The sequence below is a fragment of the Streptomyces sp. NBC_01775 genome (assembly GCF_035917675.1).
GTDB lineage: Bacteria > Actinomycetota > Actinomycetes > Streptomycetales > Streptomycetaceae > Streptomyces.
Genome location: NZ_CP109104.1, coordinates 8,623,353 through 8,636,466 on the forward strand (window position 1 = coordinate 8,623,353; position 13,114 = coordinate 8,636,466).

At 72.6% G+C, this 13,114-nt stretch carries 9 protein-coding genes; 3 read left to right on the forward strand and 6 right to left on the reverse strand.

Going from position 1 to position 13,114, the window contains the following annotated elements; translation table 11 throughout:
- Positions 1–67 precede the first annotated feature (67 nt).
- The 4 genes from glpK to OHB04_RS38065 form a co-directional block, all read right to left on the reverse strand.
- Positions 68–1,588 carry a glycerol kinase GlpK gene (gene glpK, locus OHB04_RS38050; protein WP_326692191.1) on the reverse strand — a complete coding sequence of 507 codons (1,521 nt, stop codon included), beginning with the start codon at positions 1,586–1,588 and terminating at the stop codon, positions 68–70.
- Between the two features lie 52 nt (positions 1,589–1,640).
- On the reverse strand, positions 1,641–2,378 hold the full coding sequence (locus OHB04_RS38055; protein WP_326809250.1) for an MIP/aquaporin family protein: 738 nt from the start codon (positions 2,376–2,378) through the stop codon (positions 1,641–1,643).
- Positions 2,379–2,512: 134 nt separating this feature from the next.
- The gene (locus OHB04_RS38060; RefSeq protein ID WP_326692192.1) at positions 2,513–3,706 is read right to left on the reverse strand and encodes a lipid-transfer protein; all 1,194 of its coding nucleotides are present in this window, start codon (positions 3,704–3,706) and stop codon (positions 2,513–2,515) included.
- The gene (locus tag OHB04_RS38065; RefSeq protein WP_326809251.1) at positions 3,703–4,221 is read right to left on the reverse strand and encodes a Zn-ribbon domain-containing OB-fold protein; all 519 of its coding nucleotides are present in this window, start codon (positions 4,219–4,221) and stop codon (positions 3,703–3,705) included. The genes OHB04_RS38060 and OHB04_RS38065 overlap by 4 nt, the downstream gene beginning before the upstream one ends.
- A 240-nt stretch (positions 4,222–4,461) precedes the next feature.
- Between OHB04_RS38065 and OHB04_RS38070 the strand changes: the two genes are divergently transcribed.
- Positions 4,462–5,319, forward strand: coding sequence for a M15 family metallopeptidase (locus OHB04_RS38070; protein ID WP_326809252.1), 858 nt, complete (start codon positions 4,462–4,464; stop codon positions 5,317–5,319).
- Positions 5,320–5,562: 243 nt separating this feature from the next.
- The gene (locus tag OHB04_RS38075; RefSeq protein WP_326692195.1) at positions 5,563–6,369 is read left to right on the forward strand and encodes an SAM-dependent methyltransferase; all 807 of its coding nucleotides are present in this window, start codon (positions 5,563–5,565) and stop codon (positions 6,367–6,369) included.
- A gap of 51 nt (positions 6,370–6,420) precedes the next feature.
- Here OHB04_RS38075 and OHB04_RS38080 read toward each other — a convergent pair whose 3' ends face one another.
- Entirely contained in the window at positions 6,421–8,880 is a 2,460-nt protein-coding gene (locus OHB04_RS38080; RefSeq protein WP_326809253.1) for a glycoside hydrolase family 31 protein, read from the reverse strand.
- Positions 8,881–9,137: 257 nt separating this feature from the next.
- On the opposite strand from OHB04_RS38080, the gene OHB04_RS38085 reads away from it, so the two are divergent.
- On the forward strand, positions 9,138–11,150 hold the full coding sequence (locus OHB04_RS38085; RefSeq protein WP_326809254.1) for an acetoacetate--CoA ligase: 2,013 nt from the start codon (positions 9,138–9,140) through the stop codon (positions 11,148–11,150).
- Between the two features lie 178 nt (positions 11,151–11,328).
- On the opposite strand, the gene ptsP is transcribed toward OHB04_RS38085, so the two are convergent.
- Positions 11,329–12,999, reverse strand: a complete 1,671-nt coding sequence (gene ptsP / locus OHB04_RS38090) for a phosphoenolpyruvate--protein phosphotransferase (protein WP_326692198.1) — start codon at positions 12,997–12,999, stop codon at positions 11,329–11,331.
- Positions 13,000–13,114 lie beyond the last annotated feature (115 nt).

Genomic DNA, 13,114 nt, shown 5'->3' on the forward strand with positions numbered 1-13,114 from the left:
CAGCGGGACGGGCCCGGTCCGTACCCCGCCGTCCGGAGGTACGAGCCGGGCCCGCGTCGGTGTCCGGCTAGTCTGCCTGGACTGCGTTCTCCTGGTGCCAGCCGAAGCTGCGCTCGACCGCCTTGTGCCAGTTGCCGTACTCCCTGTCGCGCTCCTCCGCACCCATCCGCGGCGTCCACTCGGCGTCGCGCTTCCAGTGCGTGCGCAACTCGTCCAGGTCCGACCACACGCCGGTGGCGAGGCCCGCGGCGTAGGCGGCGCCCAGACAGGTCGTCTCGGAGATCACCGGACGGATCACCGGCACGCCCAGCACATCCGCCTGATGCTGCATCAGCAGCCCGTTCGCGGTCATGCCGCCGTCCACCTTGAGCGTGGTGATCTCCACGCCCGAGTCCTGGTACATCGCGTCCACGACCTCACGCGTCTGCCAGCTGGTCGCCTCCAGCACGGCCCGCGCCAGGTGCGCCTTGGTGACGAAGCGGGTCAGCCCGGTGATGACGCCGCGCGCGTCCGAGCGCCAGTACGGGGCGAACAGGCCCGAGAAGGCCGGGACGATGTAGGCGCCGCCGTTGTCCTCCACGCTGGCTGCCAGCGGCTCGATCTCGGAGGCGTCGCTGATGATGCCGAGCTGGTCCCTGAACCACTGCACCAGGGCGCCGGTGATGGCGATGGAGCCCTCCAGGCAGTAGACGGGCGCCTCGGTCCCCAGCCGGTAGCCCATCGTCGTCAGCAGCCCGTTCTTGCTGGGCACCGGGCGGTTGCCGGTGTTGAGCAGCAGGAAGGAGCCGGTGCCGTAGGTGTTCTTGGCCTCACCCACGCCGTAGCACGTCTGTCCGAAGACAGCCGCCTGCTGGTCCCCGAGCGCCGAGGCGACCGGCACCCCGGCGAGGACGCCGACCGCCGTGCCGTACACCTCCGAGGACGACCTGATCTCCGGCAGCACCGCCGCCGGGACGCCCATCGCGTCCAGCACGCTCTGGTCCCACTCCAGCGACTCCAGGTTCATCAGCATCGTGCGGGACGCGTTGGTCACATCGGTGACGTGCGCGCCGCCCTCGGTGCCCCCGGTCAGGTTCCAGATCAGCCAGGAGTCGATCGTGCCGAAGGCGATCTCGCCGTTGACCGCGCGCTGCCGCAGACCCGGCACGTTGTCCAGCAGCCAGGCGACCTTGGGCCCCGCGAAGTAGCTGGCCAGCGGCAGGCCGGTGCGGTCGCGGAAGCGGTCCTGGCCATCATCCCCGCCCAGTTCCGTGCACAGCGCGGAAGTGCGGGTGTCCTGCCAGACGATGGCGTTGTGCACCGGAATCCCGGTCGCCCGGTCCCACAGCACGGTCGTCTCGCGCTGGTTGGTGATGCCCACGGCGCTGAGCTGGTCGGCCCGCAGCCCCGCTCCGGCCAGCGCCCCGGCGACGACGCCCTGCACCTTCGACCAGATCTCGGTGGCGTCGTGCTCCACCCAGCCCGGCTTGGGGAAGATCTGCCGGTGCTCGCGCTGGTCGACCGCGACGATGGCGCCGTGCTGGTCGAAGATGATGCAGCGGCTGGAGGTGGTGCCCTGGTCGATGGATGCGACGTACTTGTCCGTCATGGTTGACGACCCCTCAGTTTGTGCGTACGGACGGCGGTATCAGAGTGCGGCATCAGAAGGCGGCCTTGAAGATCAGCGCGCCCAGCGCTCCGCCGATCAGCGGTCCCACCACCGGCACCCAGGCGTAGCCCCAGTCGCTGCCGCCCTTGCGGGGGATGGGCAGCAGCGCGTGGGCGATGCGCGGGCCCAGGTCACGTGCCGGGTTGATGGCGTAGCCGGTGGGCCCGCCCAGCGACAGGCCGATGCCGACCACCAAGAAGGCCACGAGCAGGGTGCTCGTGCCGCTCTCGCCCAGGCCCTTGGTGAGCCCGAAGGCCAGCATCGGCAACACCAGCGCCAGCGTCGCCACCGCCTCGGTCAGCACATTGGCGACCGGGTTGCGCACCTCGGGTGCGGTGGCGAATATGCCGAGCGTCGGCTGCGCGTTCTCCTCGTCGCGGTTGGCCTGGAACTGCGCGTAGTAGGCCACCCAGCACAGCCCGGCGCCGATGATCGCGCCGATCATCTGCCCGGCGATGTAGACGGGCACCTTGTCCCAGTTGTCGCCCTCGTTGATGGCGATGCCGAGAGTCACGGCCGGGTTGAGGTGCCCGCCCGAGAGGCTGCCTGCCGTGTAGGCGCCGGCCATGACGCCGAAGCCCCAGCCGAAGGCGACGACGATCCAGTCCGCGTCCTTGGCCTTGGAGAAGCGGAGATTGACCGCGGCGCACACCCCGGCGCCGAGCAGGATCAGCACCGCCGTTCCTATGATCTCGCCGATGAAGATGTCCCCGCTGGAGAACTGGTCCATGACGGCTCCCCCCACAGCTGCCTTCCGGATGTCGACGGACGTCGGCTGCCCCGGCGACCGCGACGAGTGTGACGGCAGTGTTCAGCCAGCGCGGGGGGCCGTCAAGGCTGGGGACACAACCCGGTCCGGGCGGCTCAGCGGACGGCGACGACGGACGAGCCGTGCCCGAACAGCCCCTGGTTCGCGGTGATCCCCGCCCGCGCCCCCGGAACCTGCCGTTCCCCGGCGCTTCCCCTCAACTGCCACGTCAGTTCGCACACTTGGGCGATGGCCTGCGCGGGAACAGCCTCACCGAAGGACGCCAGACCGCCGCTCGTGTTCACCGGGATCCGCCCGCCCGGCGCGGTGGCGCCCGCCCGCAGGAGCCGCGCGCCCTCGCCGGGCGCCGCCAGTCCCAGGTCCTCATACCACTGGAGCTCCAGCGCGGTGGACAGGTCGTACACCTCCGCCAGGCTCATGTCCCCGGGCCCGAGCCCGGCCTCTTCGTAGGCGCTGTGCGCGATCGAGGAGCGGAAGGAGCGCTCGCCGGCCGGTACCCCGGCTGCGGAGTCGGTGGCGATGTCGGGCAGGTCCAGCACGGTGTTCGGATAGGAGGGAGTGACGGTGGAGACCGCACGCAGGCGCACCAGCGGTCCCGGGGGTGCGTGCCGCCGGGCGAAGTCCATACCGGCCAGCACCAGCGCGGCCCCGCCGTCGGAGGTCGCGCAGATGTCCAGAAGCCGCAGCGGGTCGGCGACCACCGCCGAAGCGGCGACCTGCTCGGCGCTCACCTCCTTGCGGTAGCGGGCGTACGGGTTGAGGGCGCCGGCTCGCGCGTTCTTCACCTTGACCTGCGCGAAGTCCTCGGGCGCATCGCCGTACATCGCCATCCTGCGGCGCGCGTACAGCCCGAAATACGCGGGGTTGGTCGCGCCCAGCAGCCGGAAGCGCAGCCAGTCGGGATCGTCGGGCCGCTCGCCCCCGGCGGGCCGGAAGAAGCCCTTGGGCGCCGCGTCCGCGCCCACCACCAGCACCACGTCCGCCAGCCCGGCCAGGATCTGCGCCCGCGCGGTGCTGATGGCCTGCGCACCCGAGGCGCAGGCCGCGTACACGCTGGTGACCCGCGCCCCCTGCCAGCCCAGCGCGCGGGCGAACGTCGCCCCCGCCACATAGCCGGGGTAGCCGCCGCGCACGGTGGCGGCACCCACGACGGAGCCGACGTCCCGCCACCGGAGCCCCGCGTCCGCGAGCGCGTCCCGCGCCGCCTTGACGCCGTACGCGGTGAAGGGACGCCCCCACTTGCCCCACGGGTGCATCCCCGCGCCGAGGACCGCGACCTCGCCGCTCACGGCCGCACCCCGCGCTCGTCCGCCGGGAGCCGCGCCCCGCGCTCGTCCGCCGGGCGGGGCCCGCTCACGTTCGCCGGAAGGGGCCGCCAGTTCCAGGTGGCCCACGCTTGTCCGGGATCACCGGCCTCCCGCAGGACGCCGGGCACCAGTTCGGCCTCCATGCCCACCGCGAGCTGCCCGGTGGTGGTGCCGGGCGGAGCCTGGCCGAGTACGACGAGCCGCTCGGCCGCCAGCTCCACGGCCAGCAGCACGAACGGCTCCCACTCGCGGTCGGGGTCCGAGAGGTAGGGCGCGGGCGGTCGGTAGCGCGCGTCGGTGAACGACCAGATTCGGCCCCTGCGCGAGAGCGGCACCTCTTCGAGGTCCTCGCCCGCGCAGTCCGGGTTGCGGCACGTGAGGTCCTCGCGCGGGAAGAAGACCGAGGCGCACGCCCGGCACCGGGTCCCCAGCAGCGTGAACGCCTCTCCCTCCCCGGCGAACCAGCCTTCCACGGCGGGCGCATGGGTGTGCGGCACAGCCCCTCCCCGGACGTCATAACTGACGGGTCGTCAGAAAGTTTGGCACGCGCGCGTCCCGACTGTCACGGGGAGGTCACCAGATACTCACACGCGCGTACGCCCTGCCGATCTTCCGAACCGGCCCGGGGGGACCCGCGTCCACAAAGAACAAGAACGGTGGCGCGGGGCCGACGGGGGTGGTCCTGTGCCACCGTTCGCCATTCCTCAGACGCTCTTTCCCTGGTAGAGGAGAGGGCCATGAGACGACTCCGCTCCGTGTCCCACGCCACCGTCCTCGCAGCTGTCCTCCTCACCACCCTCGCGGCGGCGCCCGCCCCGGCTGCCCCGGCACCCCAAGCGGCCCCGGCACACCCGGCCGCTCCGGCGCACCCGGCGGCTCATGGCGAACAGGCCCCCAAGGAGTTCGTGGCCCTCCATGACGTCGCCCCCACCATCCGGCAGGAGATCCGCTACTACACCCCGCACAACTTCGTCGGCGAACCGATCGACGGCTACCGGCGCCCGATGTGCATCGTCACCAAGGACACCGCCAAAGCCCTCGCCCGCGCCCAGCGCTCCCTCCTCAAGCGCGGCTACACCCTCAAGGTCTACGACTGCTACCGCCCGCAGCGCGCCGTCGACCACTTCGTCCGCTGGGCCAAGGACCTGGACGACGAGAAGATGAAGGGCGAGTTCTACCCCCAGGTGGAGAAGAACCGCCTCTTCGCGGACGGCTACATCTCCGAGAAGTCCGGCCACAGCCGCGGCAGCACCGTCGACCTCACCCTCGCCAAGCTCCCCGCGGCCCCCACCCGCCCCTACCGGCCCGGCGAGCCCCTCATCCCCTGCTACGCACCCAAGGGCGAGCGCTTCCCCGACAACTCCGTCGACACCGGCACCGGCTTCGACTGCTTCGACACCCTGTCCCACACCGACGACCCCCGCGTCACCGGCGAGCAGCGCGCCAACCGCCTGCTGCTCAAGGAGACCCTGGAGCACAACGGCTTCACCAATCTGCCCGAGGAGTGGTGGCACTTCACCCACAAGCCGGAGACCTTCCCCGACACCTACTTCGACTTCCCCGTCTCCCCGCGCTCCCTTCCCGCCCACCACTGACGGCGCCGCCCGGACGGACACCCACCGCGGACGGTGCCCGGCCGCCCGGCCCGGCACCGTCCGCCGAGTGCGGTGGGACGCCGGGCGCGGCCGGGCACCCGGGCGCGGCCGGGCACCCGGGCGCGGCCGGGCACCCGAGCGGGACCGGGCGCCGGGCAACGCGGGGCGAGCCGACCCGGTTGCCGCTACGTTGGGCGCCACGTACACGTACGAACCGGCAGCCGTCGACAAGGGGAGTCCGCCATGACCGAACGCACGGAGCGCAGTCAAATTGAGATCGACACCACGGTCCCGCACTCCGCGCGCATCTGGAACTACCTCCTGGGCGGCAAGGACCACTACGCCGTCGACCGCGCGGCCGGCGACAAGGTGTGCCAGGTATTCCCCGGCATGGTCGACATCACCCGCCACTCCCGCGCCTTCACCGGCCGCGTCGTACGGCACCTCGGCCACGAGGCGGGCATCCGGCAGTACCTGGACATCGGCACCGGCCTGCCGACCGTCGACAACACCCACGAGATCGCCCAGCGGGTGGCCCCCGAGTCCCGGATCGTCTACGTCGACAACGACCCGCTGGTGCTCGCCCACGCACAGGCGCTGCTGACCAGCACCCCGCAGGGCGCCACCAGCTACCTCCACGCCGACGTCCGCGACCCGGACTCGATCCTGTCCGCCTGCGCCAACACCCTCGACCTGAGCCGCCCCGTCGGCCTGATGCTGATGGGAATCCTCGGCCTGGTCGGCGATTACGACGAGGCCCGTGCGGTGACCGTACGCCTGCTCGACGCGCTGCCGCCGGGCAGCTATCTGGCGCTCAACGACGGCAGCACCACCGACCCCGACTACGTCGAGGCGATCCGCCGCTTCAACGCGAACAGCGGCGCCGTGCCCTACACCCCGCGCACCCCCGAGGAGATCGCCGGCTTCTTCGAGGGCCTGGAGCTGCTGGAGCCCGGCATCACCTCCTGCCCCCGGTGGCGCCCCGAAGCGCTCCCGTTCGGTGAGCCGCGGGAGATCGCCGTACACGGCGGCCTCGCCCGCAAGCCTTGACCCGGCCGCCCTGGCACGTTCGAGGGGGCGCGACTGCCACACCCCGCCCCCTCACCCCTCGCACACCGTCCGCACCCGGACCGCGTACCCCACAGCGCCCCCGCCCTCGCGCTCCACCACGGCCCCGCCGTTCCCCGTGCCACGTACCGTGAACCGCTCCGCCTCCGGGCGCTCCCACCCCTCACCCGGATCCGGAATCACCAGCCCGCTGCCCGTACGGCCCGGAGCGGGCGGCCACACCTCCAGCTCCGTCCCCCCGTCCGCGCCCCGTACCGGCACCGCGGCGCCCGCCCTGGCCAGCACCGGGACCCGCCCGCCCGGCGTCGCCAGCCGCACGGTACGCGGCCCCTCATAGGCCCGCCCCGTCGCCGTGTCGTACCACCGCCCGCTCGGCAGCCGCACCTCACGCGTCCGTATCCCCTGCTCCAGCACCGGCGCCACCAGCAGCGCGTCCCCCAGCAAGAACGCGTCCTCGCAGTCCCGCAGCGCCCGGTCCCTGGGGTGCTGCCACCACACCGGGCGCACATACGGTGCGCCCGTACGGTGCGCCAGCTGAGCCAGCGTCACGAAATAGGGCGTCAGCCGCTCCCGCTCCTCCAGCGCCGCGCGCGCGTGCTCCAACACATCGGCGCCGAACTCCCACGGCTCCCTGCGCCCCGCCCACTTGGCCGCGTGCGTACGGAACAGCGGCAGATACGCACCCAGCTGGAACCAGCGCAGATACAGCTCGGGCGAGGGATGCCCCGTGAACCCGCCGACATCCGGGCCCGAGTACGGCACCCCGCACAGCCCCAGGCCCAGCACCAGCGACAGCGAGGCGCGCAGGCCCTCCCAGCCGGTCTCCACGTCCCCCGACCACGTCCCGCCGTACCGCTGCATCCCCGCCCACCCCGAACGGGAGAACAGAAAGGGGCGCCGCTCGGGCCGCAGCTCCCGCAGCCCCGCGTAGCCGGCCTTCGCCATCGTCAGCGCGTAGACGTTGTGCGCCTCCCGGTGATCCCCGCCCCGCCCCTCCAGCGCGTGCCGCGCCGACAGCGGCAGCGTGCGGTCCGCGAGCGTGCCGAACGGAGTGAACACAGCGGGCTCGTTCATGTCGTGCCACACCCCGGCGAAGCCCTGCGCCAGCCGCTCCGCGTACAGCTCGCCCCACCACTTGCGCACCCGCCGGTCCGTGAAGTCCGGGAAGACCGTGTCCCCCGGCCACGCCACCCCCACCACCTCCCGCCCGCGCGCGTCCCGCACGAACACATCGGCGGCCGTCCCGCTGTCGTACACGGCGTACCCGCGCTCCGCCTTCACCCCGGGATCGACGATCGACACCAGCCGCACCCCGTGGCCCAGCAGCTCCGCCGCGAGACGGGGCAGATCCGGGAAGCGCCGCTCGTCCACCGTGAAGACGCGGTGGCCCCGGTAGTGGTCTATGTCCAGGTGCAGCGCCCGCAGCGGCAGCCCCCTGCTGCGGTAGCCCTCGGCGACCCTGCGCACCTCCCGCTCGCTGCCGAAGCCCCACCGCGCGTGCTGGTGCCCCAGCGCCCAGCGCGGCGGCAGCGCCGGCGCGCCCGTCAGCGCCGCCCACCCGTGCAGCACCCGCGAAGGGGCGCCCGCCACCAGCCAGTAGCGCATCGGGCCCCCGCTCATCCGCACCTCGCAGCGCGCCGGCCGGTCGTGTCCCGAGCCCAGACCCTCCGTCCCCTCCCGCACGGATACCGAGCCGTCCCAGGAGTTGTCGTGAAAGACCAGCAGCGTGCCCGCGTCCACCACGCTCAACAGCACCGGCATCGTGATGTACAGCGGATCCTCGTCGGGCCCGAAAGAGCCCGGATCCGTGTTCCACAGCCGGTAGACCCCCTCCCGCAGCCGGGGCCCGGCCCCTCTGCCGCCGAGTCCGAAGAACCGGGCGTCGGGCGGCAGTTCGGACCGTTGCATCCACCGCGCCCCGCCCTCGCTCCCCGCGCGCTCCGCGTCACGGACGTGCTCCGCCGACCGGGCTTCCTCCGACAATCGCGCTTCCTTCGCCGATCGCGCGTCCTCGGCAGCGTGCGCCTCCTGTTCGCACTCCCACCAACGGGGCGGCAGGTCCCTCCGCAACAGCGCACCGCCCGGCGTCCGCACCTCCACGCTGCCGTGCCGGGAGACCACCACCAGCATCCGCTCCGAGACCACCCGCCAGCCGCCGTCCTTGTCCGGCTCCAGCCGCGCCCTCGGATCCGGCTCGGGACACGGGCCCGCCAGCGCGTACGACGGCTCGGGTCCGGCGCCGTCCCACCCGAGGAAGACCGCCCCGCCCACCGTCACCCGTACGTACAGCGCCGAGCGCGCGAACCGGATCACCCCGCCACCCGGCCCCGGCTCCGCCCCCGCCGCCTCACCGGGCGTACGGGCCCGCTCCGCCCGCTGCCGGGGCAGCCCGGCCGCGTCCACCCGCCGTCTGCGCCACGCCGAGCGCAGGGCCCGCATCCCCTGGCCCGAACCGAACACCATTACCGACCGCACCAGGTCACGCGCGTCCATGCTGCTCAGCCTGCCATCGACAACGGGCCCCGTCAGCGCTGTTCAGCCGCCGTTCACTCCCCGGCCACCATAGGGCCCCCATGGCCACGCCACATCCGCCGCACCCGCACGGTGTGACTCCTGCCCTGGCACAACAGATGATCACGTGGCATCGTCCTGCCCAGCCCGCACACACCCCTGCCCGGGGCCGGGCGCGGGCAGCGGCGCGGGGTAAGGCCGACGCGCGAAGGACGCGCACAGCAAGCCAGGGAGCCGCAATGACCGCAGGCAACAGCACCTCGCACCTTTCCGGACCCGAGGCGCTCTGGCGGCCCGACCCCGCCGGCTTCGCCGCCACCCGCCTCACCCGCTTCCAGACCTGGGCAGCCCAGCACCACGGCGCCCCGGCACCGGACCCCGACGACCCCGTCGCCTCCTACGCGGCTCTGCACCGCTGGTCCACCCGGGAACTGTCCTCCTTCTGGGGAGCCTTCGCCGAGTGGTCCGGCATCCGGTTCACCACCCCGTACGAGACCGTCCTGGCCGACAGCGCCATGCCCGGCGCCACCTGGTTCCCCGGTGCCACCCTCAACTACGCGGAGCACGCGCTGCGCACCGCCGAGGACCCGGCCCACGCCGATCAGCCTGCCATCCTCCACGTCGACGAGTCCCACCGGCCCACCCACGTCACCTGGGCCGAGCTGCGCTCCCGGGTCGCCTCGCTCGCCGACGCACTGCGCGGCCTCGGAGTACGCCCCGGCGACCGGGTCAGCGGCTACCTCCCCAACATCCCCGAGGCCGCGGTCGCCCTGTTGGCCACGGCCGCCGTCGGCGGCGTGTGGACATCCTGCGCCCCCGACTTCGGCGCCCGCAGCGTCCTCGACCGCTTCCAGCAGGTCGAGCCCGTCGTCCTGTTCACCGTCGACGGCTACCGCTACGGCGGCAAGGAGCACGACCGACGCGAGACCGTCGCCGAACTCCGCGCCGACCTGCCCACCCTGCGCGCCGTCGTCCACGTCCCGCTGCTGGGCACCCCCGCCCCCGAGGGCGCGCTGGAGTGGGCGGACCTCACCTCGGGCGACGCCGAACCCCGCTTCGAACAAGTCCCCTTCGACCACCCGCTGTGGGTCCTCTACTCCTCCGGTACGACTGGGCTGCCCAAGGCCATCGTCCAGTCCCAGGGCGGCATCCTGATCGAACACCTCAAGCAGCTCACCCTGCACAACGACATCGGCCCCGGCGACCGCTTCTTCTGGTACACCTCCACCGGCTGGATGATGTGGAACCTCCTCGTCTCGGGCCTCCTCACCGGCGCGACCGTCGTCACCTACGACGGCAGCCCCGGATTCCCCGACACCTCGGCCCAGTGGCGCGTCGCCGAGAGCACCGGCACCACCGTCTACGGCACCTCGGCCGCCTACGTCATGGCCTGCCGCAAAGCCGGCCTCCACCCCGGCCGAGACTTCGACCTCGCCCAGGTCAAGTGCGTCGCCACCACGGGCTCCCCGCTCCCGCCCGACGGCTTCCGCTGGATCCACGACGAGGTGTCCGAGGACATGTGGATCGCCTCCGTCAGCGGCGGCACCGACGTGTGCAGCTGTTTCGCCGGTGCGGCCCCCACCCTTCCGGTCTACACCGGAGAGCTCCAGGCACCCTCCCTCGCCACCGACCTCCAGGCGTGGGACCCGCACGGCAAGCCCCTCACCGACGAGGTGGGCGAGCTCGTCGTCACCCAGCCCATGCCCTCCATGCCGGTCCGCTTCTGGAACGACCCCGACGGCTCCCGCTACCACGACAGCTACTTCGACATGTACCCCGGCGTCTGGCGTCACGGTGACTGGATCACCCTCACCAGCCGCAACACCGTCGTCATCCACGGCCGCTCCGACTCCACCCTCAACCGCCAGGGCGTCCGCATGGGCTCCGCCGACATCTACGAGGCCGTCGAACGCCTCCCCGAGATCCGCGAATCCCTCGTCATCGGCCTGGAAACCCCCGGCGGCGGCTACTGGATGCCGCTGTTCGTCCACCTCGCCGAGGGCGCCGTCCTCGACGACGCCCTGCGCGACCGCGTCCAGCAGACCATCCGGCACAGCCTCTCGCCCCGCCACGTACCCGACGAGATCATCGAGATCCCCGCCGTGCCCCACACCCTCACCGGCAAGCGCCTCGAAGTCCCCGTCAAGCGCCTCCTCCAGGGCACCGCCATGGAAAAGGCAGTCAATCCCGGCTCCGTCGACAACGCCGAACTGCTGCGCTTCTACGAGGAACTAGCCCGCGACCGCGCCTGACACAAAAGAATCCCCGCGCCCCTGAGCAGGGGCGCGGGGCTGTGTTCGACATGCGGCTACGCCGCGTGGGCGCGACCGGCCACGACAGAGAAGTTCCCCGCACTCCGAGAGCGACGCGGGGAACCGCGCGGTCGACCACGACGCGCCCGCACCCGGCATCCGGCCGACGGGGGCGGCATCACTCTCCGGAGAGCACCGCCTGCGCGGCGGCCCGAGCATCCGGCCCCGTATCCGCGGCCCGCGCCGCGGCAGCCGCACGCTCGCACTGGGCCAGCGTGTGCTTCGCCAACTGCGCCCGCACGAACGGAATCGCCGAGGACCCCATCGACAAGCTGGTCACCCCGAGCCCGGTCAGCACACAGGCCAGCAGCGGATCCGCCGCGGCCTCGCCGCACACCCCGCAGCTCTTGCCCTCGGCCTTGGCAGCCTCGGCCGAGACGGCCACCAGATCCAGCAGCGCGGGCTGCCACGGGTCCTGAAGCCGGGAGACCGCACCCACCTGACGGTCGGCGGCGAACGTGTACTGCGCCAGGTCGTTGGTGCCCAGCGACAGGAACTCCACCTCCTGGAGCACCGAACGCGCCCGCAGCGCGGCCGACGGAATCTCCACCATCGCCCCGAACTTCGCGTGGAGCCCCGCCTCCCGGCACGCGTCGGCGAACGCCTTCGCATCGGTCCTGTCCGCCACCATGGGCGCCATGACCTCAAGGTAGACGGGCAGCCCCTCGGCCGCCTTCGCCAGCGCGGTCAACTGTCCCCGCAGCACCTCGGGGTGATCGAGCAGCGTCCGCAGGCCCCGCACTCCGAGAGCCGGGTTCGGCTCGTCGGCGGGCGTCAGGAACTCGAGCGGCTTGTCGGCCCCCGCGTCCAGCACGCGCACCACGACCCGCCCCTCGGGGAAGGCTTCCAGTACCTGCCGGTACGCCTCGACCTGCTTGGCCTCCGACGGCGCCCGCTCGCTGTCGTCCAGGAACAGGAACTCCGTACGGAAGAGACCCACACCCTCGGCCCCCGCCTCCACGGCGGCGGGCACGTCCGCGGGACCGCCCACGTTCGCCAGAAGCGGCACCTTGTGCCCGTCGGAGGTGGCACCGGGCCCCTTGGCCGACTCGACGGCCGCCTTGCGCTCCTCGGCGTCCCGCGCCAGCGCCTCGCGCTCCGCATCGGTCGGGTTCACCATGACCTCGCCGGTACTGCCGTCCACGGCCACGACCGTGCCCTCGGCCAGCTCACCCGCACCAGGCAGTGCCACCACGGCCGGAACGCCCAGCGCCCGCGCGAGAATCGCGCTGTGGCTGGTCGGCCCGCCCTCCTCGGTCACGAACCCGAGTACCAGAGCCGGATCCAGCAGCGCCGTGTCCGCCGGCGCCAGATCGCGCGCGATCAGCACATACGGCTCGTCGCTGTCCGGCACCCCCGGCATCGGAACGCCCAGCAGCCGGGCGACGATACGGTTGCGCACATCGTCCAGGTCGGCCACCCGCCCCGCCAGATAGTCCCCGGCCTGCGCGAGCAGCGCCCGGTAGGCGGCGAACGCGTCGTAGACCCCGCGCTCGGCCGTGCTCCCGACGGTGATCCGCCGCTCGACATCGGCCATCAGCTCCGGGTCCTGCGCCATCATGGCCTGTGCCTCCAGCACGGCCTGCGCCTCGCCGCCCGCGAGATTCCCGCGAGCGATCAAGTCGGCGGCGACGGCCTCCACGGCCTGCCGCGCCCGCTGCTGCTCGCGCGGCGCCTCCTCGGTGGCGATCTGCTTGGCCGGCGGCTCCAGCACAGCGGTACCCATGTGCCGCGCCTGGCCGATCGCTACCCCGTGGCTCACACCCACGCCTCGAAGCGTTGTGTCCATCTCACCCGTCTCCGGTCGAAGCGGCGGCCCCAGACCACCGCGGTAGTTCTCGCCCGGCCCGTGCACCCGCGAGGCCCCGTTGGCTCACGCGAGGTACGGCGAAAAGGGGACAGGG

Excerpts from the sequence above, each read along its gene's own strand:
- glpK (WP_326692191.1), bottom strand. The coding sequence starts at position 1,588 with ATGACGGACAAGTACGTCGCATCCATCGACCAGGGCACCACCTCCAGC.
- OHB04_RS38055 (WP_326809250.1), bottom strand. The coding sequence starts at position 2,378 with ATGGACCAGTTCTCCAGCGGGGACATCTTCATCGGCGAGATCATAGGA.
- OHB04_RS38070 (WP_326809252.1), top strand. The coding sequence starts at position 4,462 with ATGAGACGACTCCGCTCCGTGTCCCACGCCACCGTCCTCGCAGCTGTC.
- OHB04_RS38075 (WP_326692195.1), top strand. The coding sequence starts at position 5,563 with ATGACCGAACGCACGGAGCGCAGTCAAATTGAGATCGACACCACGGTC.
- OHB04_RS38080 (WP_326809253.1), bottom strand. The coding sequence starts at position 8,880 with ATGGACGCGCGTGACCTGGTGCGGTCGGTAATGGTGTTCGGTTCGGGC.
- OHB04_RS38085 (WP_326809254.1), top strand. The coding sequence starts at position 9,138 with ATGACCGCAGGCAACAGCACCTCGCACCTTTCCGGACCCGAGGCGCTC.
- ptsP (WP_326692198.1), bottom strand. The coding sequence starts at position 12,999 with ATGGACACAACGCTTCGAGGCGTGGGTGTGAGCCACGGGGTAGCGATC.